This window comes from Rhizobium sp. No.120, assembly GCF_054558365.1.
The window spans coordinates 379,595-402,373 of the sequence record NZ_BAAJNQ010000001.1; the positions used below are offsets into that span (position 1 = coordinate 379,595).

At 59.4% G+C, this 22,779-nt stretch carries 20 protein-coding genes and 1 pseudogene; 6 read left to right on the plus strand and 15 right to left on the minus strand.

From position 1 onward, the window contains the following. Window positions 1-99: 99 nt before the first annotated feature. Together ACYJRZ_RS01935 and der are read left to right on the plus strand one after the other, a co-directional pair. Window positions 100-783: a tetratricopeptide repeat protein gene (locus tag ACYJRZ_RS01935; RefSeq protein ID WP_183812829.1), complete on the plus strand. Its 684-nt coding sequence runs from the start codon at window positions 100-102 to the stop codon at window positions 781-783. 11 nt (window positions 784-794) lie between these two features. Then, window positions 795-2,225 (plus strand): ribosome biogenesis GTPase Der, encoded by a 1,431-nt coding sequence (gene der / locus ACYJRZ_RS01940; protein WP_459455558.1) that lies wholly within the window; start codon window positions 795-797, stop codon window positions 2,223-2,225. A 40-nt stretch (window positions 2,226-2,265) separates the two neighbouring features. Here the strand turns inward: der and ACYJRZ_RS01945 are convergent, their stop codons facing one another. From ACYJRZ_RS01945 to ACYJRZ_RS01980, 8 genes are all read right to left on the minus strand, one after another. After that, window positions 2,266-2,706, minus strand: coding sequence for a MarR family winged helix-turn-helix transcriptional regulator (locus tag ACYJRZ_RS01945; protein ID WP_459455560.1), 441 nt, complete (start codon window positions 2,704-2,706; stop codon window positions 2,266-2,268). 258 nt (window positions 2,707-2,964) lie between these two features. Next, window positions 2,965-4,065: a glycosyltransferase family 4 protein gene (locus tag ACYJRZ_RS01950; RefSeq protein ID WP_459455562.1), complete on the minus strand. Its 1,101-nt coding sequence runs from the start codon at window positions 4,063-4,065 to the stop codon at window positions 2,965-2,967. A 123-nt stretch (window positions 4,066-4,188) separates the two neighbouring features. Beyond that, window positions 4,189-5,106, minus strand: coding sequence for a sugar kinase (locus ACYJRZ_RS01955; RefSeq protein ID WP_459455564.1), 918 nt, complete (start codon window positions 5,104-5,106; stop codon window positions 4,189-4,191). A 99-nt stretch (window positions 5,107-5,205) separates the two neighbouring features. Beyond that, window positions 5,206-6,192 carry an ABC transporter ATP-binding protein gene (locus tag ACYJRZ_RS01960; protein WP_459455566.1) on the minus strand — a complete coding sequence of 329 codons (987 nt, stop codon included), beginning with the start codon at window positions 6,190-6,192 and terminating at the stop codon, window positions 5,206-5,208. Then, window positions 6,185-7,180, minus strand: a complete 996-nt coding sequence (locus ACYJRZ_RS01965; RefSeq protein WP_459455568.1) for an ABC transporter ATP-binding protein — start codon at window positions 7,178-7,180, stop codon at window positions 6,185-6,187. Before ACYJRZ_RS01965 ends, ACYJRZ_RS01960 begins: the two co-directional genes overlap by 8 nt. Before the next feature lies 1 nt (window position 7,181). Next, the gene (locus ACYJRZ_RS01970; protein WP_459455570.1) at window positions 7,182-8,099 is read right to left on the minus strand and encodes an ABC transporter permease; all 918 of its coding nucleotides are present in this window, start codon (window positions 8,097-8,099) and stop codon (window positions 7,182-7,184) included. After that, window positions 8,096-9,019, minus strand: coding sequence for an ABC transporter permease subunit (locus tag ACYJRZ_RS01975; protein WP_459455572.1), 924 nt, complete (start codon window positions 9,017-9,019; stop codon window positions 8,096-8,098). The genes ACYJRZ_RS01970 and ACYJRZ_RS01975 overlap by 4 nt, the downstream gene beginning before the upstream one ends. A 49-nt stretch (window positions 9,020-9,068) precedes the next feature. After that, the gene (locus ACYJRZ_RS01980) at window positions 9,069-10,649 is read right to left on the minus strand and encodes a peptide ABC transporter substrate-binding protein (protein WP_459455574.1); all 1,581 of its coding nucleotides are present in this window, start codon (window positions 10,647-10,649) and stop codon (window positions 9,069-9,071) included. 291 nt (window positions 10,650-10,940) lie between these two features. Between ACYJRZ_RS01980 and bglA the strand changes: the two genes are divergently transcribed. Further along, window positions 10,941-12,587 carry a beta-galactosidase BglA gene (gene bglA, locus ACYJRZ_RS01985; RefSeq protein ID WP_459455576.1) on the plus strand — a complete coding sequence of 549 codons (1,647 nt, stop codon included), beginning with the start codon at window positions 10,941-10,943 and terminating at the stop codon, window positions 12,585-12,587. Here bglA and ade read toward each other — a convergent pair whose 3' ends face one another. From ade to ACYJRZ_RS02020, 7 genes and pseudogenes are all read right to left on the minus strand, one after another. Further along, entirely contained in the window at window positions 12,588-14,285 is a 1,698-nt protein-coding gene (gene ade / locus ACYJRZ_RS01990; RefSeq protein ID WP_459455578.1) for an adenine deaminase, read from the minus strand. A 91-nt stretch (window positions 14,286-14,376) separates the two neighbouring features. Continuing rightward, window positions 14,377-15,705, minus strand: a complete 1,329-nt coding sequence (aptA, locus tag ACYJRZ_RS01995; protein ID WP_459455580.1) for an omega-aminotransferase AptA — start codon at window positions 15,703-15,705, stop codon at window positions 14,377-14,379. 331 nt (window positions 15,706-16,036) lie between these two features. Continuing rightward, window positions 16,037-16,354 (minus strand): ArsR/SmtB family transcription factor, encoded by a 318-nt coding sequence (locus ACYJRZ_RS02000; RefSeq protein WP_015340680.1) that lies wholly within the window; start codon window positions 16,352-16,354, stop codon window positions 16,037-16,039. Between the two features lie 372 nt (window positions 16,355-16,726). Continuing rightward, window positions 16,727-17,212 (minus strand): annotated as a pseudogene (locus tag ACYJRZ_RS02005) (HugZ family pyridoxamine 5'-phosphate oxidase); the annotation flags it as partial. 36 nt (window positions 17,213-17,248) lie between these two features. After that, entirely contained in the window at window positions 17,249-18,298 is a 1,050-nt protein-coding gene (gene choV, locus ACYJRZ_RS02010) for a choline ABC transporter ATP-binding protein (protein ID WP_459455583.1), read from the minus strand. After that, window positions 18,295-19,140 carry a choline ABC transporter permease subunit gene (choW, locus tag ACYJRZ_RS02015; protein ID WP_459455585.1) on the minus strand — a complete coding sequence of 282 codons (846 nt, stop codon included), beginning with the start codon at window positions 19,138-19,140 and terminating at the stop codon, window positions 18,295-18,297. The genes choV and choW overlap by 4 nt, the downstream gene beginning before the upstream one ends. A gap of 184 nt (window positions 19,141-19,324) precedes the next feature. Further along, window positions 19,325-20,284, minus strand: a complete 960-nt coding sequence (locus ACYJRZ_RS02020; protein ID WP_459455587.1) for a choline ABC transporter substrate-binding protein — start codon at window positions 20,282-20,284, stop codon at window positions 19,325-19,327. 234 nt (window positions 20,285-20,518) lie between these two features. Here ACYJRZ_RS02020 and ACYJRZ_RS02025 point away from each other — a divergent pair, with 234 nt between their 5' ends. From ACYJRZ_RS02025 to ACYJRZ_RS02035, 3 genes are all read left to right on the plus strand, one after another. Next, window positions 20,519-21,100, plus strand: a complete 582-nt coding sequence (locus tag ACYJRZ_RS02025; protein WP_459455589.1) for a thymidine kinase — start codon at window positions 20,519-20,521, stop codon at window positions 21,098-21,100. Window positions 21,101-21,183: 83 nt separating this feature from the next. Then, window positions 21,184-21,570, plus strand: a complete 387-nt coding sequence (locus ACYJRZ_RS02030; protein WP_459455591.1) for a c-type cytochrome — start codon at window positions 21,184-21,186, stop codon at window positions 21,568-21,570. A gap of 69 nt (window positions 21,571-21,639) precedes the next feature. Continuing rightward, complete coding sequence (locus ACYJRZ_RS02035; RefSeq protein ID WP_459455593.1) at window positions 21,640-22,662, plus strand: hypothetical protein; 1,023 nt, start codon at window positions 21,640-21,642, stop codon at window positions 22,660-22,662. The last annotated feature ends 117 nt before the right edge of the window (window positions 22,663-22,779 follow it).

The following is a 22,779-nucleotide window of genomic DNA, read 5'->3' on the forward strand; positions in this document are numbered from 1 at the left end:
ATTTCTGCCATTCCCCCTTACATCAGCCACAAAATGGAGTAGAAGGCCCAACTAACCCCTAAGCTTGTTGGAATTATTTGGCCTGGGCCGGAGACGAGAATGGCATTCAATGACGATAGCTTCATCCGCGAGGTGAACGAGGAACTGCGCTCGGACCAATTGCGGTTCATATGGCGCCGTTTCGGCAAGCTCATCATCGGTGCTGCCGTGCTCGTCGTCCTTGGTACCGCAGCCTATAGCGGCTATCGCTATTGGGCCGGCAATCAGGCCGGCAGCGGTGGCGATCAGTTCATTGCCGCACTGACGCTTGCCGATCAGAACAAGACGGATGAAGCGCTGGCCGCATTCGCCGCCATCGAAAAGAGCGGCCCCGGTTCCTATCCGGTGCTGGCCCGCCTGCGCGCCGCGACGCTGCAGGCGCAGAAGGGTGACAAGGCCGCGGCCATCGCCACCTTCTCGGCGATCGGCAAGCAGACGGACCTCCCGGTGGTGATCCGCGATGCGGCCCGCCTGCGCGCTGCCTATCTGCTCGTCGATACCGGCACTTACGATCAGGTCGCTGCGGAAGCGCAGGAGCTCGCCGTCCCGGCTGACGCCTTCCGCCATTCGGCGCGCGACGTTCTCGGCCTTGCCGCCTACAAGGCCGGCGATTTCGCCAAGGCGCGGCAATGGTTCCAGGCAATCGTCGACGATCCGCAGAGCCCGCGCAACGTTGCCAATCGTGCCCAGATGCTGCTCGACCTTATCACCGCATCCGGCAAGGCCCCGGTTGCAAAAGGCTGAAGGATCGCTCAATGAGTTTTACGGTCGCGATCGTCGGTCGCCCGAATGTCGGCAAGTCCACGCTGTTCAACCGTCTGGTTGGCAAGAAGCTGGCGCTCGTCGACGATACGCCGGGTGTGACGCGTGACCGCCGCCCGGGCGAAGCCAAGCTGATCGATCTGCGCTTTCGCATCGTCGATACTGCCGGTCTTGAAGAGGCCCAGGATGAATCACTTCAGGGTCGCATGCGCGCCCAGACCGAGGCTGCGATCGACGAGGCCGATCTGACGCTCTTCGTCGTCGATGCTAAGATGGGTCTGACCCATGTCGACAAGACGCTCGCCGAAATGCTGCGCAAGCGCGGCCGGCCGGTCGTGCTCGTTGCTAACAAATCCGAGGCGCGGGGCTCCGATAGCGGCTTTTACGATGCTTATACGCTCGGTCTTGGCGAGCCTTGCCCGATCTCGGCCGAACACGGCCAAGGCATGATGGATCTACGCGACGCGATCGTCGAGGCTATCGGGCCTGAGCGTGCCTTCGGGGACGAGGAAGACGAGGCGGAGACGAATGTCAGTATTCCGCGCTCGGAAGTCGGCGAAGATGGCGAGGAGATCGACGAAGAACCGGCCTATGACGAGACGCGCCCTTTGCGTGTTGCGATCGTCGGCCGCCCGAATGCGGGCAAGTCGACGCTCATCAACCGCTTTCTAGGTGAAGACAGACTGCTGACCGGCCCGGAAGCGGGCATTACCCGGGATTCCATCTCCGTCGACTGGAGCTGGCGCGGCCGTACCGTCAAGATGTTCGATACCGCCGGCATGCGCCGCAAGGCGAAGGTGACCGAGAAACTGGAAAAGCTTTCGGTTGCCGACACGCTGCGCGCCATCCGTTTCGCCGAGATGGTCGTCATCGTCTTCGATGCGACCATTCCCTTCGAGAAGCAGGATCTGCAGATCGTCGATCTCGTGATCCGCGAGGGACGTGCCGCGGTGCTCGCCTTCAACAAGTGGGACATGATCGAAGACCGCCAGGCCGTGCTTGCCGATCTGCGCGAGAAGACGGATCGCCTATTGCCGCAGGCGCGTGGCATTCGCGCCATTCCGATTGCCGGCCAGACGGGCGAGGGACTCGACCGCCTCATGCAAGCAATCGTCGATACCGACAAGGTCTGGAACAAGCGTGTTTCGACCGCGCGCCTCAACCGCTGGCTCGAGACGCAGCAGGTTCAGCATCCGCCACCGGCGGTTTCCGGTCGCCGCATCAAGCTTAAATATATGACTCAGGTGAAGGCGCGGCCTCCGGCCTTCATGATTTCCTGCACACGCTCGGACGCTCTGCCGGAGTCCTATGTTCGCTACCTGATCAATGGTCTGCGCGCCGATTTCGCCATGCCCGGCGTCCCCATCCGCATCCATTTCCGCTCGTCGGAAAATCCTTACGAAAACAAGAAGAAGCGAACCTGAAGTACCCTCTCAGACCGGATGGTCGGGAGGGTGCATCCGGTCAGGCTGCGTTCCTGCTGAGCGCCTGGCGCAAGGTGATGATTTCACTCTTCAAGCGTGTCAGTTCGTCGGGTGTTTGCTCCGTGGCATCGAGAATGCAAGGGGGGACAGTTGCCGCCTTCTTCTTCAGCGCCTTGCCTTCGCCGGTCAGCTGAATCAACACTTGGCGCTCGTCTTCCTTGCTGCGGATGCGCTTGATGAAGCCGGCTGCCTCCAACCGCTTCAAGAGCGGCGTCAGCGTGCTTGATTCCAGGAACAGCTTTTCACCGATACCGCCGACGGTCTGTCCGTCTTCTTCCCATAGGGTCACCATGACGAGATATTGCGGATAGGTGAGATTGAGCGCGTCCAGCATGGGTTTATAGAGCCGGTTCATCGCATGGTTCGCCGAATAGAGCGCGAAGCAGATGAAGTTATCCAGCTTTAACAGGTCGTCAGTCATCTCAAGAACTCCCTGAGAGATCCTATGTAGGTCGTGCGATAAATAATTGTACACCCAAATTTATACCCGGGCTATGGATTTCTTCTTTTTCTGAGGATGCTGTTCACCAGCAGATATGTTCCGGAACTCGCATAGGAGATTTGACACCGGACGCTATGGCGGGATCTCAGGTGCTGCCTTGCGACTAAGGAAGAAATGTTCTTGGTTTCTCGGGCGTCAGGTCACAACATTCAATGCTGAAAGAAGCGGACCGCGAGTTCAGCGGGGATGAGCTCGGCCCCGATGGTTGGCAATGCGGACATTGCCGATGAATTGCGTTGTTGCCGCTTCCCAGGAATAGTTGAGTGCCAAAGAGCGCGCGGCCTCGCGGGAGCATGACAGCGCGGCTAGGCAGGCGGTTGCCAAGTCAGCATCCACGACGCCGGCTGCCCTGCTTCCTCCCAGAATGTCTGCAGGGCCGGTGACGGGGTAGGCGGCGACCGGAACGCCGCTGGCGAGCGCTTCCAGAATAGCGTTGCCGAAGGTGTCGGTCTTGGAGGGGAAGACGAAGACGTCGGCCTGTGAATAGGCGCGCGCCAGTTCCTCTCCGAATTTCGCGCCCAGAAAATGGACATCGGGATAGAGCTTCTGCAGTTCCGCGCGCGCAGGCCCATCGCCGACCACCACTTTCGATCCGGGTAGGTCGAGATCGAGGAAAGCGGGCAGGTTCTTTTCGAGCGCCACGCGACCGACGGTCATGAAGATCGGCCGGGGCAGGCCGAATGGATTGTCGTCAAGCGGTTGGGGACGGAAGAGGTGGGAATCGATCCCACGGCTCCAGGGCAGCAGGTTGCGGATGCCACGCTGCCTGAGTTCGTTTGCCAGGCTTGGCGTTGCTACCATGCAGCCATAGCCCGCATTGTGAAACCACTTGACGAAGGCGTAGAGCCAGCTTTCCGGTATTGGCAAGCGCGCGGCCACATATTCGGGAAAGCGGGTGTGGTAACTGGTCGAAAACGGCATGCCGTTTCTCAAGCACCAGCGTCTGGCCGTAAGCCCAAGAGGACCCTCCGTAGCGATATGGACATAAGTCGGCCGGAGCGCTTTTATTCTTGCGGCGATCTTGCGATAGCTGGCGATCGAGAGTCGGATCTCCGGGTAGGTCGGGCAGGGGATGTTGCGGAAGCCGTCCGGCGTGATCATCGAAACCTCGATGCCCATGCGAGTCAGTTCGCGATTGGTGTTCTCGATGGAACGAACGACACCATTGACCTGTGGATGCCAGGCATCGCTAACAATGAGCAGCCGCTCGGGTACTGCGACAGGTGTCGCCGCCTGCGCCCAGGTGGTTTGATCGATGTCTGACAAGCGTTGCAACATGTCCAAAACAGTCCATCCGCACCGCATCCTCATGATGGCGGTGCCAGCGATTGCGGTGTTTCAAACATGATTCCCGCGCCCACTCTATTGTGGGGGGTGTCCATGATGGAAATATTACAGCGTTTAGTGGATGGATTTCAACTTCTCAGGCGAGACGAGCGCGCCGTATTCCTGAATGACCTTCGCCGCGATCTTGGCCGCGAAGCCAGCGGCGGCAACTGCATCTTTATGGTGGAGATAGTGCGCCAGAAATGCGCCATTGAAGCTGTCGCCGGCGCTGGTAGTGTCGATAACCTTGACGACCTTGACCGCCGAGACGAGCGTCTCCTGAACGCCGTCGCCAATGGTCGCGCCGTCGGGGCCGTTCTTGACGACGACCATGGCGGCTCCGTATTGCCGATAACGGCGGATCGTGGCGGCAATCGAATCGTCACTGAAATGTGCGGCTTCATCGTCGAAGCTTGGCAGGACGAGCGTCGCTGCGCGCGCTCCCTCTGCAATCATCGTATGCATCGCGTCCAGGCTCGACCAGAGGCGAGGGCGCAGGTTGGGATCGAAGGCGACCAGCTTGCCGGCAGCCTTGGCGCGGCGCAGCTCTGCGAGCAAGGTGAAGGCGTCTTCGCGCGACAGGATCGCGAGCGTAATGCCGGAAAAATATAGGACGTCGGAGGCCTCGATCGCCGTGCGCAGGGCATCGCCGTCGGCCGCAAGCTGGCGGGCGGCAGAGCTGTCGCGCCAATAGCTGAAGGAACGTTCGCCATCCTTGAGATTGATCATATAAAGGCCGGGCGTCTTGCCGCGAAGGCGACGGATGCTCTGCGTTCCGATGCCGGCGGCGGCCATGAAGCCGATCATTTCATCCGACATGGCGTCGTCGCCGAGTGCGGTGAAGTAATCGATGGCCCAGTCCTTAGGCAGGCAGGCGCGGGCATACCAGGCCGTGTTGAACGTGTCGCCGGCAAAGCCTTTGCGCAGGTGTCCGTCATCGGCCTGCGACAGTTCCACCATGCATTCGCCGATCGAAAGAAAACGCCCGCCCAAAACTGCCTCCTGCATTTTGTCTTGGTGCTGCATACGCGCAAGCGGCGGCTGGGGCAAGGTGGACGGCGGCTGCCGCCGTCCACTTTTGCTGGACATGATTTACGGTCGATCCATGTGATAGCAGGCAGCCGTCTGGCCCGGACGAACCTGCTCTGTCGGCGGCATCTTCGTGCGGCAGATATCCGTCGCCTTCCAGCAGCGGGGCGAGAAGACACAGCCCGGCGGAGGGTTGAGCGGCGAGGGTGGGTCGCCCTGCAGGCGGATGCGCTCGCGGCCACGCGCCAGCTTCGGGTCAGGGATGGGCGCGGCAGAGAACAGCGCCTGCGTATAGGGATGAGCCGGATGGTCGAAGACCGTCGCAGCTTCACCGGCTTCGACCACCTTGCCGAGATAAAGCACCAGCACGTCGTCCGAGATCAGGCGCACGACCGAGAGATCGTGACTGATGAAGATCAAGGTGAGGCCGAACTCCTTGCGCAGGCGGCGCAGAAGCGTGATGACCTGCCCCTGGATCGAGACGTCGAGCGCCGAAACCGGCTCGTCGCAGATGATGAGCTTCGGCCGAGTGATGACGGCACGGGCGATGCCGATGCGCTGCGCCTGTCCGCCCGAGAACTCATGCGGGTAGCGGTTGATCATCTCAGGAACGAGGCCGACCGCAGCCATGATCTCGCGAACGCGATCCTGGCGCTGGGCGCGGGTCAGTTTCGGTTCAAAGACGGTGAGCGGCTCGGCGATGATGTCGCCGACGGTCATGCGCGGGTCGAGCGAGGCGATCGGGTCCTGGAAGATGATCTGCATGTCGCGGCGGGCGGCACGCATTTCCTCATCGGTCAGATCGAGCAAGTTGCTGCCTTGCCATAGGATGCGGCCCTTCTGGGCCTTGATCAGCCGCAGGATGGAGCGGCCGAGCGTGGACTTGCCGCAGCCGGATTCGCCGACGATGCCGAGCGTGCGGCCCGTCTTCAGCTCGAAACTGACATCGTTGACAGCCGTGAGGATCAGCGGCGGTTTGAAGAGGGATTTCGATGGCAGCTCGAATTCGGTCGTCAAATGCTCGACCTTCAGAAGCGCTTGCTCAGCCATGGACGAGGCTCCGTTCCTGATTAGCCGAAAGGGGATGGAAGCAGGCCGCGCAACGGCGTGCCGCCAGCCGATCGAGCGGAGGTGCAGCGTCGAGGCAGTCGTCCTGCACATGAGCGCAGCGTGGTGAGAAAGAGCAGCCACGCGGCAGGTGCATCAGGTTCGGCGGACGTCCGGGGATGACGGTGAGGTCGTCGACATCCTGGTCCGGCCTCGGGATGGCGGAATGGAGCGCCGCCGTATAGGGATGGGCGGGGTTTTCGAACAGCTCCTCGACCGGCGCTTCCTCGACGATGCGTCCGGCATACATGACGGCAACACGGTCGGCGAGACCGGCAACGACGCCGAGGTCATGGGTGATCATGACGAGCGCCGTATGCATCTCGGCCGTCAGCTCATTGAAGAGATCGAGAATCTGCGCCTGGATCGTCACGTCGAGCGCCGTCGTCGGTTCGTCGGCAATAAGCAGCTTCGGCTTGGTCAGCAGTGCCATGGCGATGACGATGCGCTGACGCATGCCGCCCGAAAGCTCGTGCGGATAGAGGTTGAAGCGGCGCGTCGGGTCAGGGATGCCGACCCGTTTCAGCATGTCGAGCGCTGCTGCTGAGGCGGCACGCGCCGAAAGCCCGCCATGGACCTCGAGCTGTTCCGTCAGCTGCCGCGAGATGCGCAGCGACGGGTTGAGCGCGGTCATTGGATCCTGGAAGACCATGGCCATATCCTTGCCGCGCACATGGTCGAGTTCGCGCGGCTTCAGCGTCAGCAGGTCCTTGCCGTCGAGCAGCGCCTGGCCGCTGGTGCGGCCGTTCTTGGCGAGCAGGCCCATCAGGCCGAGAAAAGTCTGGCTCTTGCCGGAACCGGATTCACCAACGACGGCGATGCGTTCGCCGCGGCCGATCTTGAGGTTCATCTTTGAGACCGCAGCCACTTCGCCTTCAGGCGTGCGGAAGGTGATCGAATAGTCTTTGAGTTCGAGAAGTGTGTCTGTCATGTCAGCGATCCTTCGGATCGAATGCGTCGCGCAGGCCGTCGCCGATGAAAAGCAGGCTCATCAGCAGCGCGACCAGGAAACCGGCCGGGAAGAACAGCAGCCAGGGCGTCGTCTCCATGCCCGCCGAGCCTTCGGCAATCAGTGTGCCGAGAGACGTCAGCGGCTCCTGAACACCGAAGCCGAGATAGGAGAGGAAGCTCTCCGTCGCGATGATTTCCGGGATGGTGAGTGTTGCGTAGATGACGACCGGACCGACGAGGTTCGGCACGATGTGTTTCAGGATGATCTTGAACGACCGCTGGCCGGAAGCGCGTGCGGCTTCGATGAATTCCCGCTGCTTGATCGACAAGGTCTGGCCACGCACGATACGGGCCATGGTGAGCCACTCCAGCGCACCGATCGCCGCAAACAGCAGGTAGACGTTACGGCCGAAGATCACCATCAGCAGGATGACGAAGAGAACATAGGGCAGGGCGTACATGATATCGACGAAGCGCATCATGATCGCATCGACGCGACCGCCGAAATAACCGGCAACGGCGCCATAGAGCACGCCGATGATGACCGAGACGAGGGTTGCGACAAGAGCGACCGTCAGCGAGACGCGGGTGCCGTAGAGCGTGCGCGCCAACAGGTCGCGGCCGTTGCCGTCGGTGCCGAAATAGTGGCCGGCGGCAAAGTCCGGAGCCCCTCGGAAGGACGTCCAGTCCGGATCCTCATAGTTGAAGGGCAGGAAATACGGGCCGAATATGGCGACCAGAACCAGCGCAGCCAGTATGAACAGCGAAAGCGCCGCCGCCTTGTTGCGCAGGAGACGACGCATCGCGTCGCCGGTGAGGGATCGCCCCTTGGGTGCAAGCCCTTCTGCCGAAAGCAATTCCGCTTCCAGCAGTTCTCTCTTAGCGGAATTGAGGATCATCGCATTCTCACTTTCGGGTCGAGCCAAGCATAGGTGATGTCGACCAGCAGGTTGAGAACCACGATCAGCACCATGTAAAAAACGACCGTGCCGAGAACCATGCCGTAATCGCGGTTGAGCGCTGCGCCGACGAAGTAGCGGCCGACACCGGGCAGGCCGAAGATGCTTTCGACAACCAGCGAGCCAGTGAGGAGGTAACTTGCCGCGGGTCCGAGATAGGAGACGACGGGCATCATGGCCGGCTTCAGCGCGTGCCGCATGATTGTCAGCCGCGGGCCGATGCCCTTGGCTTTGGCGGTGCGGATGAAGTTCTGGCCCATGACCTCGATCATCGAGCCGCGCATCAGGCGAGAGATACGAGCCGCATGCGGCAGGGTCAGGACGATGATGGGCAAGATCAGGAACTTGATCGAGCCATCGCCCCAACCGCCGACCGGCAGCCAGCCAAGCGTATTGCCGAAGATGAGCTGAAGGATGGGAGCGATGAGGAAGCTTGGCATGACCAGGCCGATGAGGAGGCCGCCGCCCAGCCAGTAATCGGCCGCGCGGTTTTGATAAAGCGCACCAATACAGCCTATGAAGACGCCGACGACAGTCGCGAGCACGAAGGCAGAGCCGCCGATGGTCAACGTATAGGGGAAGCCGGACATGATCTGCTGGGTGACGGTGAAATCCTGATTGGCGAAGGATGGGCCAAGGTCGCCCTTCATGACGTCGCCGACATAGATCAGGTATTGCTCAACCAAGGGCTTGTCGAGGTTGTAGTGAGCCGCGAGGTTGGCTTTGACTTCCGGCGGCAATGGCCTTTCGCCATCGAAGGGGCCGCCGGGAGCAAGGCGCAGAATGAAAAAGCACACTGTCACGGCAATCCACAAGACGGGGATTGTCGACAGCAAACGACGGAGAGCGTAGCCAAACATGATCTTAAACGGCCCCTCCCGGTTGTGTCCGGGAGGAGCCTGTTCCCAATTATTCTTTGATCGACAGCCAGCGCGTGCGATGGATGTCCTGGATGTTGTCGACGAAGCCCTGGACCTTCGGGGCGACGATGTTCTGGGAAACGTAGTAGTAGATCGGGATAGCCGCGCTGTCGTCGAGGGCCAGCTGCTCGGCCTTCTTGTAGATCTCGGCGCGCTTCTTCAGATCGGTTTCTTCATTGCCCTGCTTGATCAGAGCATCGTAGTCCTTGTTGCTCCAGCGGCCGTAGTTCATTTCGACGCCGGTGGACAGCAGGTTCAGGAAGTTGATCGGATCGTTATAGTCGGCGAGCCAGCCGGCACGGCCGATTTCCACCTGGCCACGCTGCATCTCATCGTAATGCACCTTGGTTTCGGTGTTGTAGAGTTCGATATCGACGCCGAGGGGCTTCCACATGGCGGCGATGGCGACAGCGATGCGCTTGTGGTTGTCGTTGGTGTTGTAGCGCAGCTGTGCCTTCAGCGGATGGTCGGGGCCGAAGCCGGCTTCCTTCAAAAGCTTCTTGGCCTCTTCGACCTTCTGTTTGTAGGGCTCATCCTTCCAGCTGACATACGCCGGTTCTCCGTAATTGGCCGTGCCCGGCGGCACCCAGGAATAGGATGGCAGTTCGCCGGTGCCGAGAATTTTCGGGCCGATGACTTCGCGGTTGACGGCCATGGAGAGAGCCTGGCGCACCCGTTTGTCGTTGAAGGGTGGCTTCGTAGAGTTCAGGACGTAATAGTAGGTGCCGAGGAAGGGCACCACATGCGCCTGGCCGGGCAGGTTCTTCTGGATCCAGTCAAATTGATCGGCCGGGAAGGAGGTCAGGATATCGAATTCGCCGGCGCGATAGCGCTTCAGGGCAGCGGCCTGGTCTTCCAGCGTGTAGTAGTTGACCTTGTCGATCTTGATGTCCTTGGCGTCGTAATACTGGTCACTCTTGACCATGCTGACATGCGAACCAGGTACCCATTCGACCGGCTTGTAAGGGCCGTTGGTGACGATGTTTTCGATCTTGACCCATTGGTCACCCTTGGCTTCCACGACATGTTTCGGCAGCGGATAGGCCGTGTAGTGCATCAGGGCGTTGAGGAAGTACGGAGTGGGATTCTCAAGTGTGATCTCGAGCGTCTTGTCGTCGATCGCCTTGACGCCGAGCTGGGTCGGATCCTTGATCTCGCCCTTGTTGATCTTTTCCGCGTTCAGGATCGTATATTGCAGATAAGCGTACTGGGCGGCAGTCTTCGGATCCATCAGGCGCTGGAAGGCAAAGACGAAATCCTGCGCCGTCACCGGCTGGCCGTCGGACCACTTGATGCCGTCGCGAAGCTTGAAGGTATAGACCTTCTGGTCGGGCGAAATGGTCCAGCTTGCAGCCTGGCCGGGAATTGGGTTGTCCTTGGGATCTTCGGTCACCAGCCCTTCGAAGATATCGCCGTCGATACGGTTTTCCCAATCGCCGGAAATTTTTTGCGGATCGAGCGAAGTCGGGTCGCCGCCGTTGTGGATATTGAGGGTCGCGGCATGCGCGGAAACGCTCAACATCGTGCTGACAAAAGCCGCAGCGATAAATTTTCTGGTGATATGCGCCATATGTTTTCCCACCTTTCTGGAGTTCTTGTCCTTGTTTTACAAGGGTGTTTTTGATCCGCAGGTGACCTTCACGTACAGGTCAATGCGCGAAGTTATCGAAAGCGACGTCGCTTTCAAGTTAAAAAAAGTCGGGCATGCTTAGCGTGTGAACTTTCTTATTGGTAATTCGCTAAAATTGATACAGCGAATTTATCCGCCGATGGTTGAGCTTTTCGGGCCGCCGATTTGCGGCTTGCCCCCTGCGCAGGGGTGTGCAAACTGGGAGGCCTTGTGCGATATCGAGGCGGTTTGATGAAATCGACGAATAAAGCGGCGGGAGCCGAATGGTGGCGCGGGGCGGTGATCTATCAGGTCTATCCGCGGTCGTTTCAGGATACGGATGCCAACGGGCTCGGGGACATCAAGGGAATAACCCGGCGACTGCCTCATATTGCCGCATTGGGGGTCGATGCGATCTGGCTGGCACCGTTCTTCACCTCACCCATGGCCGATATGGGCTATGACGTCGCCGATTATTGCGATGTCGATCCGATTTTCGGTACGCTTGCCGATTTCGACGAGATGATGACGGCAGCACACGACCTCGGACTGAAAGTCATTATCGACCAGGTCATCTCGCACACGTCGGACCGACATCCCTGGTTCGTCGAAAGCCGTGCAAGCCGCGACAATCCCAAGGCGGACTGGTATGTCTGGGCCAATCCGAAGCCGGATGGCACCGCGCCGAACAACTGGCTGTCGATATTCGGCGGGCCGGGTTGGGAGTGGGATGGCGTGCGCCGGCAGTATTATCAGCACAATTTTCTGACCTCGCAACCGGACCTGAACTTCCACAATCCGGAGGTTCAGGATGCGGTACTTTCGGCCGTCAAATTCTGGCTTGATCGTGGCGTGGACGGTTTCCGCCTGGATACGGTCAACTACTATTTCTGCGACAAGGAATTGCGGGACAATCCGGCGGCGCTTGTCGCCACGGCTGGGCTCGATGCGCCCGAAACCAATCCCTATGGGATGCAGAACCATCTTCACGACAAGACGCAGCCTGAAAATATCGATTTCCTGAAACGGCTGCGGGCATTGCTTGATCAATATGAAAATCGTACGACCGTCGGCGAAGTGGGTGACGGCGCACGCTCGCTGGAAACTGTCGCGGCCTATACCAGCGGCGGCGACAAGCTGCATATGTGCTACACGTTCGACCTTTTGGGGCCTGATTTCACCCCGGCGCATTTCCGGCGCTGCATCAGCGATTTCCAGGATAATGTCGTCGACGGCTGGGTTTGCTGGGCCTTTTCCAACCATGATGTCCAGCGTCATGTCAGCCGCTTTGCCAAAAAGGAGGAGGAGCAGCCGCGTGTTGCAAAGCTCGCAATCTCGCTGCTTTCGACCCTGCGTGGTTCGATCTGCCTCTATCAGGGTGAGGAGCTTGGCCTGCCCGAGGCGGAGCTTGCCTTCGAGGATCTACGCGACCCCTACGGCATTCGCTTCTGGCCGGCATTCAAGGGGCGTGACGGATGCCGCACGCCGATGCCCTGGGAAGCGGGTCTTGCTCATGCGGGCTTCACGACGGCCGATAAGTCATGGTTGCCGGTTCCATACCAGCATGCGGCGCTTGCAGTGGACAAGCAGGACGCGGATGAGCACTCCGTGCTGCATCACTATCAGCAGACGCTTGCTTTCCGTGCGGAACATGCGGTCCTGCGCGACGGCGATATGACCTTCCTCGACACGGAGGAGGACGTTCTCGCCTTTACCCGCTCCAAGGGCGGCGAGACGCTGCTGTTTGTCTTCAATCTCTCCCGCAAGCCGGTGAAGGTTGCTTTGCCGGAGGACATCAAACTTGGCAAGACGATCGCCATGCCAGGATTTGGCACCGCCGATGCGGGGGTAACGATCGCGCTTTCGGCACTGGACGTTTATTGCGGCCAGTTCGCCTGATCAGCCGATCAGCATGAACTTGTCGACATCGACCAGGCCCTTGTCCGATATCTTCAGATGCGGGATGACGGGCAGGGGCAGGAAAGCGAGCTGGAGGAAGGGTTCTTCCAGCGTTGCGCCGAGGGCATAGGCCGCTTGGCGCAGATGATGCAGCGTGTCGCGCACGCTTTCATAAGGCTCAAGGCTCATCAGGCCGGCGACCGGCAGGGCGATTTCGCCCGTCACCACGCCATTCTCGACGACGACAAAGCCGCCATTGATATCGCTGAGACGATTGGCGGCAAGCGCCATATCGTCCTCATTGACGCCGACGACACAGATATTGTGGCTGTCGTGGCCGACGGTCGACGCGATCGCGCCTTTCTTCAAGCCAAAGCCTTGGACAAAGCCGTTGGCATGATTACCGTTCTTGCCGTGCCGCTCGATGACGGCGACCTTGATGATGTCGTTGCCGAGGTCGATATCGGTCTGGTTGCCCTTGGTCGGCAAGCGATAGCGGAGATGTCGAGTGATGATCTTGCCAGGCGTTACGCCAATGATGGAGCTTTCGCCTTCCGTCACCGGCACGCCGAAATCGGCGGCGTTGATCGGGCGGGCCTTGACGCTGTCGAGGCCGACCGGCTCGACCGAACCGCGGGTCGCGAAGAGGTCGGGGGTAACGCGGCGCCCTGCGGAGAAGACGATCTTCGCCTTGCAGCTTTCCAGGCTGTCGATCACGACAAGATCAGCGCGCCAGCCAGGCGCCACCAGGCCGCGATCCCGCAGCCCAAAGGCGCGCGCGGCAGAGATCGAGGCGGCGCGGTAGATCGCCAGGGGCTCGACGCCATGGGCGATCGCCGTGCGGATCATATAATCGAGGTGGCCCTGTTCGGCGATGTCGAGCGGATTGCGGTCGTCGGTGCAGAGCGCCAGATGGGGCGACAGGCGCTCGGTTATAATAGGCATCAGCGCGTGCAGATCCTTGGAGACGGAGCCCTCACGCACGAGGATATGCATGCCCTTGCGGATCTTTTCCAGCGCTTCCTCTGATGTCGTCGATTCATGCTCGGTGCGGATGCCGGCTGCGAGGTAGCCGTTGAGGTCATTGCCGCGCAAAAGCGGTGCATGACCGTCGATGTGACCGCCCTGGAAGGCCTCGAGCTTCGCCATGCAGACCGGATCCTTGTGGACCACGCCGGGGAAGTTCATGAATTCTGCGAGGCCGATGACCTTGGGATGATTGCGAAACGGCAGGAGTTTCTCGATCGGCAGATCGGCGCCGGAGGTTTCCAGATGCGTCGCCGGCACGCAGGAAGAGAGCTGGACGCGGATATCCATGATGGTTTCCAGCGAGCAATCCAGGAAATAGCGGATGCCTTCCGTGCCGAGCACATTGGCGATTTCATGCGGATCGCAGATAACGGTGGTTACGCCATAGGGCAGCACGCAGCGGTCGAATTCGAGCGGGGTCACCAACGAGGATTCGATGTGCAGATGCGTGTCGATGAAGCCTGGTACGACGATGCGGCCTGCAATATCGATCTCTTCGCGCCCCTGATAATCGCCGCAGGTGCCGACGATGCGGTCGCCGCAAATGGCGATGTCGGAAGCGACCAGCTCGCCCGTCACCAGATCGAAGAACCGGCCGTTCTTCAGCACGATATCGGCAGATTCCCGGCCGACACCCTGGTCGATATAGCGTTCGAGTTTGGTGGTCATTTCGTCCCTCGCATATGGATCGCCCCTCATGCCGGCTCTCTTGCTCATACAAGAGGAGGCGTGAGGGGCGAAGATTGTTTGAGCTTATGCCTTAGATATTATTCTGCAAGATCTCGCGGAGCTTGCCGAATAGCTCGTCGATGTGATGCTTCTCGATGATCAGCGGCGGCGAGAGTGCGATGATGTCGCCGGTGGTGCGGATCAGGAGGCCCTTTTCATAGGCCTTCAGGAAGGCGGTGAAAGCGCGCTTCGTAGGTTCGCCGGCGATGGGGGCGAGCTCGATGGCGCCGATCAGGCCGGTGTTTCTGATGTCGATGACATTCGGGCAGTCCTTCAGGGAATGCAGGGCATCGGCCCAGTAGTCGGAGAGTTCGGCTGCGCGCGTTAGTAGGCCTTCTTCCTTGTAGGTGTCGAGCGTCGCAAGCGCTGCTGCCGAGGCGATCGGGTTGCCAGAGTAGGTGTAGCCGTGGAAGAACTCGATCATGTGCTCGGGTCCCTGCATGAAGGCATCATGGATTTCCGAGGTCACGAAGACCGCGCCCATCGGAATGACGCCGTTGGTCAGGCCCTTGGCTGTCGTGATGATATCCGGCTTCACATCATAATATTGGGCGGCAAAGGGGGTGCCGAGGCGGCCGAAACCGGTGATGACCTCGTCGAAGATCAGGAGGATACCGTGCTTGGTGCAGATTTCGCGCAGCTTCTGCAGGTAGCCCTTCGGCGGAATGAGGACGCCGGTGGAACCGGCGATAGGCTCGACAATGACGGCTGCGATCGTCGAGGCGTCGTGCAGAGTGACGATGCGTTCCAGTTCGCTGGCGATGTCGCCGCCATGCTCTGGCTCGCCGCGCGTGAAGGAATTCTTGCCAGGAACATGCGTGTGCGGCATATGGTCGACGCCGGTCAGCAACGTGCCGAACATCTTGCGGTTGGTGACGATGCCGCCGACGGAGATGCCGCCGAAATTGACGCCGTGATAGCCGCGCTCACGGCCGATGAGACGGAAGCGCGAGCCATTGCCTTTCACGCGGTGATAGGCAAGCGCGACCTTGAGTGCGGTTTCGACCGATTCCGAACCGGAGTTGGTGTAGAGAACATGATCCATGCCCTCGGGGGCGATATCGACCAGCCGGTTCGCCAGCTCGAAGGCCTTGGGGTGGCCAAGCTGGAAGGCCGGGGCATAGTCGAGTTCGCCGGCCTGCTGGCGGATTGCCTCGGTGATCTTCGGGCGGCAGTGCCCAGCGTTTACGCACCACAGGCCTGCAGTTCCATCAAGTACCTGCCGACCGTCATGGGTGGTGTAATACATATCCTTGGCGCTGACGAAAAGGCGCGGTTCCTTCTTGAACTGGCGATTGGCCGTAAACGGCATCCAGAAGGCGCGCAAATCGTTGGGGGTGGCATTCAAACGGTCCGACATGCTGTTCTCCAATGGCCATTCGGGGGCCATTTCCCGGCAACGGCGGCGCGCCGCGCTATTATATTTACTGCTTGGTCAAATTATCAGCCGCCCTTTTTGCGTCAAGGCAAAGATAGCGGTGATAAGACGGATCGAGCATCGAAGAATGCGGTAGCGAGATGTCGGACAGGGAACCGCGCTACGAAGCATGGTCCCGATATGAAAAAACTGGCAAATCCAAGGATTTGCCAGTTAAAGCAGTAAAACAGCTGGTAATGAAAGCAAGTCGATCTTTCGAGATTATTGTCCCCCAAAAGATCATTCGTCGGCAGGCCAGGAGCTATCTTAGCTCTTAGGCAGCCGATCTACTCTTTTCCGGCTCGCAATAAATGTCTTCCAGCGTTTCGAGAACACGGATCACCGATTCCGATGTGCTGGAGTAGTAAATCGTTTGAGCATCACGACGCGTCTTGACCAGCTTTTGGGCGCGAAGCTTCGAAAGATGCTGGGAAAGTGCTGATTGGCTCAGTCCGACCTGATTGGCAAGAACGCCAACTGGAACTTCGCCTTTAACGAGGCTGCAAAGGATCAAAAGACGCTTCGGGTTCGCCATTGCTGATAATAATGCTGCCGCAACATTAGAGTGTTCGGCCAAATCTCTTGTCTTCATTTTTTAAACTTCCCAATGCGGAGCGTATATCAAAAATTGTGCTACTTCCAACGCGGTCTTTACCGATATCTAACAATACCAAGACCGGTCGAAGATTGTATATACCTAAATTTAAGGTATCGAGTATGCTGTTTTAGATATGTACGTATGATGCTCCGGCGATTATGCCGAGGTCTCCAACCGCCCGCCCAGGAGCTCGACTAGACCAAAATAGGTCGATTTTTATCGTTTCGGAGCAGCAAATATGCCAAATTTGGTCACTGGAGATTTGCAACCTGTCAATATGAGGCATTTCTACTTCGAGCTGTCCGACTACTAATTCTTGCACTATTGTATGACTTATTGCCGGTACGATTTGGTTTCGGTTTAAAGCATCATCAGATCCCGTGAGGACAAGGTATAAGCCCTTCCGAAGCCGCCGTTCAGGCTGGCATCAACAGGAACGAGGCGGAAGAAGCAGAAGTCCGGAAAGTCGATATAGAGCTTGGATTTCGGGTGGCGGTCGAGGAAAAGAGCGCGAATGCGTTCATGTGCCTCATTTTGCCGCTCGACGCGTTCGGCCTTGCATCGCAGGGTGAGGCGAGGATGAGCGAGAGGGTCGCCCTTGCCGGGATCGCCAAACAGCGCCGAAGCGCGGCTGTCCTTCATCAGCGCTTTGGTATGTGAGGAAAGACCGGAAACCAGAATGGCCGGAGCACCGTCGGCATCGATGACGGTCAGGACGCGGCTAACGGAGGGAAAGCCGGTTTCGGGGTCGATGACGGCCAAGGCCGCATGTGCGGCGGTGTGCATGAGGTTGCGCGCCTGAATGCGCGCATCCTCGTCCGTTTCCCTCAGCACCGATGGCTTGTCGTTCATTTCCTGCTCCCCAAATTAAGGAGCAGTTGCGAACGACTACTCCTTTCGCCGATGGCTGGTCAGGCCAGACACCACATCTTGCGCGGAGATCGTTCCGATAATCGTGCCATTGTCAACAACCCCGATATTGCCCGGCTGGCGCGTCAGGGCATCAAGAATATCGACGAGCGGTGTCGTGGCGGTTGCCGTCGCGGTGACGGAACCTGCATTGGCCGAATGTCCGACGCCCTGCTGCATGACGTCCCGAGCTGTCAGCATGCTGATCGGGTTCATGTGCTGCACGAAGTCGGCCACATACTGATCAGCCGGATTCTTGACGATCTCCTGTGGCGTTCCACACTGGATGATACGGCCGCTTTCCATGATGGCGATGCGATTGCCGATGCGGAATGCCTCGTCCAGGTCGTGGCTAACGAACAGGATTGTGCGCTTCAGGCGGCGCTGGAATTCCAGAAGCTCGTCCTGAAGGCGAGTGCGGATCAGTGGGTCGAGCGCGGAGAACGGTTCGTCCATGAGCAGGATCGGCGCTCCGGTCGCGAAGGCACGGGCGAGACCGACGCGCTGCTGCATGCCGCCCGACAGCTCGTTGACCTTGCGATTGGCCCATTGCGTGAGATTGACGAGCTGCAGCTGTTCGTCGACCCGCTTCTTTCGCTCGGCGTCCGGCACGCCGGCAAGCTCGAGCCCGAAGCCGACATTTTCGGCCACCGTCCGCCAGGGCAGCAGCGCGAACTGCTGGAAGACCATCGAGACGGTGTGCATGCGCAGATCGCGCAGGGCCTTGGGGCTGCAAGAATAAGGGCTGACGGCGCCGTTTTTGGTGTTGACGGATACCTCGCCGCGCACCACCGGCGCCAGGCCATTGACGGCACGCAGCAGGGTCGATTTGCCCGAGCCCGAGAGACCCATGAGTACGAGGATTTCGCCTTCCTCGATTTGTAGCGAGGCATTGGCGACGCCGAGTACCATGCCCGTCGACTTGCCGATCTCGTCGCGCGACTTGCCGTCGTCGACGAGTTTCAGAGCGGCATCGGGACGATCGCCGAAGATGATACTGACATTTTTGAAATCAACGGCGACGGTCATGAGCGGTCTCCTTCGCCGGGCGCGCGGAACATACGGTCGAGAATGATCGCCAGGATGACGATGCAGGCGCCGGAATCGAAACTCTTGGCAACGTTGACGCTATTCAGCGCGCGCAGCACGGGCACGCCGAGACCGGGGGCGCCGACGAGGGCGGCGATCGAGACCATGGAGAGCGACAGCATGATGGTTTGCGTCAACCCGGCCATGATCTGCGGTGTGGCAAAGGGCAGCTCGACCTTGCGCAGAACCTGCCGAGGCGTCGCACCGAAGGATTCGGCTGCCTCCACCAGCGAAGGGGGAGTGGAAATGATGCCGAGGCGCGTCATGCGGATCGGTGCGGGAAGGGCAAAGACGACGGTGGCAACCAGGCCCGGGACCATGCCAAGGCCGAGCAGGATCATTGCCGGCACCAGATAGACGAAGGTCGGGATGGTCTGCATGAGATCGAGGATCGGCCGCATGATGGCGTAAAGCCACGGGCGGCGCGCTGTCGCAATGCCGAGGGGAACGCCCACCAGCATACAGACGAAAGTGGAGGCCAATACCAGTGCCAGCGTCTCGGTTGTCTCTTTCCAGTAGCCCTGGTTAATGGTGATCAGCAGGCCGATCAAGGTGAGGACAGTGATCGTGATGCTCCGGCGCATCCAGTAGGCGATTGCCGTGAAGACGACGACGACGAACAGCGGATGCGGTGCCTGCAAGAGGAACAGCAGTCCTTTGATTCCATACGCGACAACGAAGGAAAGGCCGTCGAAGAACCATGTGACATTGCTCGTCAGCCAGTCGACGACGGCTTTGGCCCATGGCCCGATGGGGATGCGGTAATCGGTTAACCAGTTCACGTCTTTGCCCACGATTGGGGGCGGCGTTTCCGATTGTTGCTTACGATGCCGGAGGTGCCGCCGAAGAATAACGGTCTGTCACGCCAGGCGGACCACTGTCCGGGTAATGGCGGGACGCGAAAGCAAGCAGTCCGTTCAAGGAAGAGAAAGGGGCGGTTTGGCCGCCCCTCCATTCATCCTCGTATTATAGGCCGAGCTTGGCCTTGACCGCCGCGAGGCCGTCGCCACCGTTCTTGGTGGTGACGCCCGCGAGCCACGGCGTGATTGCTGCCGGGTTGGCCTTCAGCCATTCCGTCGCTGCGACTTCCGGATCTTTGCCGTCGTTCAGGATCTTGCCCATGATTTCATTTTCCATCGGCAGCGAGAAGACGAGATTTTTGACGAAGGTGCCGACATTCGGGCATTCCTGCAGGTAACCGGCCCGGACGTTGGTATAGACGGTCGCACCACCGAAGTTCGGTCCGAACACGTCGTCTCCGCCGGTAAGATAGGTCATCTTGTAGGTGGTGTTCATCGGATGCGGAGCCCAGCCGAGGAAGATGATCGGCTTGCCTTCCTTATCGGCGCGGGAGACCTGCGCGAGCATGCCCTGCTCAGAGGATTCGACCACTTCAAAGCCCTTGAGGCCGAAGGTGTTCTTGTCGACCATGTCGATCACCAGACGATTGCCGTCATTGCCCGGTTCGATGCCGTAGATCTTACCGTCGAGATCGTCCTTGTGGGCGGCGATGTCCTTGAAGTCCTTGATGCCGAGATCCGCGCCCTTTTGATTGGTCGCCAGTGTGTACTTGGCGCCTTCCAGGTTGGCGCGGACGGTTTCCACCGACTTGTCCGCGGCGAACGGCTTGATGTTCTCGGCCATGGAGGGCATCCAGTTGCCGAGGAAGACATCGATGTCCTTGTTCTTCAGCGACTGGTAGGTCACCGGCACGGCGAGCACCTTGACGTCGGTGTCGTAACCCAGCGCCTTCAGGAGGATGGAGGCGGTTGCCGTAGTGGAGGTGATGTCGGTCCAGCCCACATCGGCAAAATGCACAGTGCCACAGCTTGCCGGTTCGGCTGCGGAGGCCGTGGTGGTGGCTCCCAATGTCAGTGCGGAGAGAGTTGAAGCGAAAGCGAATGCAGTAAGGGTCATTTTTATCATTGCGTGACTCCCAGTCTAACGTTCCCAAGCAACCATCAATAACTGACATTTTCAAGCGACCACAGTGTATTTGCGGCGGTTTGAGGGGGCTGAATGCGACGCCCGTCTTTTTCTGTCCGCTGGTGGCCAAAGCTTTTGGTCCCTCGGCCAAGCATGCCTGAATCCTGTGGTTTTTGCCGGGACTATCTTTCCTTATTGTCGCGCAGCTCCCATGAAGCATTCAAGGAGAATGTCATGGCCAAGCTCTACTTTCATTATTCGACGATGAATGCCGGCAAATCGACGATGCTGCTGCAGGCTGCCTATAATTATCAGGAGCGCGGCATGCGCACCGCAGCCTTCATTGCAGCCCTCGACGATCGCGCCGGTCGCGGCACGATCGCCTCGCGCATCGGCCTGACCATGGATGCCTTGCCGTTCGAAACTAACGACGATCTCTATGCGATGGTCGATGAAATGCATGCAAAGGAGCCGCTTGCCTGCGTCTTCGTTGATGAAGCCCAGTTTCTGACGAGCGAGCAGGTCTGGCAGCTTGCCCATATCGTCGACCGTCTCAATCTTCCGGTCATGACTTACGGGCTGCGCACGGATTTCCATGGACATCTGTTTCCGGGGTCGCAGGAGCTGCTGACCATTGCCGACGAATTGCGGGAGGTGCGCACCATCTGCCATTGCGGGCGCAAGGCGACGATGGTGGTACGGCTCGATGCCGCCGGCAATGTCGTCCGCGAAGGCGCACAGATCGAGATCGGCGGTAGCGACAAATATGTCTCGCTTTGCCGTCGCCATTGGGAAGAGGCGATTACCTGCGAGTGAAACAGCCACTCATACAGGCTTTCGATAGCGGTGCGGGCTATCTTTGGCATGTGATTGCCTATCGAGGCTGATCGGGAGAGACGATGAAATTGCAATGTCTGGCATCGGCAGTCATCCTATTCGCTTCGGCTTCCTCTGTGCTCGCGGATGGAGACGCGGTCGCAGGTGCCGCCGTTTTCAAGAGATGCGGGGCATGTCATACGGCGACCGAGCCTGATAATCGCGTAGGCCCCTCGCTGATGGGGATCGTTGGACGAGCCGTTGCAAGCAAGCCGGATTACGCCTACTCGCCGGCGATGAAGGCATTCGGAGCTGATGGCAAGGTCTGGGACGAAGCGTTGCTGCGGAAATATCTGCCTTCGCCGCAATTCCTTGTGAAAGGCACCCGAATGACGTTCCCAGGGCTGAAAAGCGACAAGGACCTCGACAATCTTATCGCCTATCTGAAGAGCGTGACCGCTGCTCGGTAGTTTTCGAGCATTTCCTTCGCCTCTGGAAGCGGTTAGTCTCGCGCTAAAGGTAGGGGAGGGTATGCTCTCATGATGAGGCCTCATTCCTTCGACGGCATGCTCGATAAGGCGCGCACGACGCTCGATGACGCCATGAATGACGCGAATTCGGCGGTGGCGACGCTCGGCGGTCACGCCAGAGACAGCGAGCGCGTCGCGACCATTAACTTTCCCATCGAAGAAGCACTCGTCCGCGAAGCGGTCGAACTGCTGGAGCGTTGGAAGTCAGCCGCTCTGTCGCTGGTCAAAGAGCTGGATCGTGCGACGGACGAGGCGGATCTGCAGCATCGGCGATTGTTCAACGAGGAGCTCGGCCTTGAAAATGCAGGCTTGCTCCGCCGGGTGCTTGCGCGCAGACCCATGGAGCCGGATGAGATCATCGTCAATGTCGACGCGGCCCTTGCGGCATCGGCCGAACTAGATCTTCTTTTCAAGCAGGCAAAACCCGCATTCTCCCGGTGCTTTCGTGAATGCGAGCTTCAACTCGAGGGCGTAATCGAGCGGCGGCGGAAACTCGATTTTGAGATTGAGGAGGTGCAGCGCCGGGCCGATGCGCTGGCGGAAAAGCTCATGTATCAGCGGCGAAACCGACCATCCTCGCGCTATGCCGATCTGCAGTCCGAAGCCGAGGCGGATTATCGTGCGCTGGTGGCCGAGCAGGACGACATTCGGCGGCAAGAACAGGCGCTTCAATCCCGCCGCACTGCGCGGCAGCGTCTTATAGACATTTATGAAGGGCTGGCGGCTGCCCTGAACAATCAGATCGCCGCCATTGGCGCCATGGCGGCCAAGCTGAGCGTCGATATCGAGCAGCGGATCGCCTTGCTCAAGGCATTGGCGACAGAAGCGGAGCCGACATCGACCACGGTTTCGCGAACGGCGGAGGTCGAGAACCTGATCCAGGCATTCGAGGCGAATGTACTGGCGGGACATGATCTCGCCGCGCGCAAGGCTCATGTCGACGCCGTCTTCAAAAGACGGCTGGAGCCGCATCCGATACCCCTTTCCACCGACCCGAGCGGAGCGGCGGAAGTGGTGCAACCGGAGAGTTGATTGTCGTCCGTCACGGAAAATTCCATGCGGACGGTTGTTGTTTTTCCCAAGAACACATATTTGCTGGAACGTGAATGGCGATAAGGACTTAATGATCCGAGGACCGTGGCGATTTTC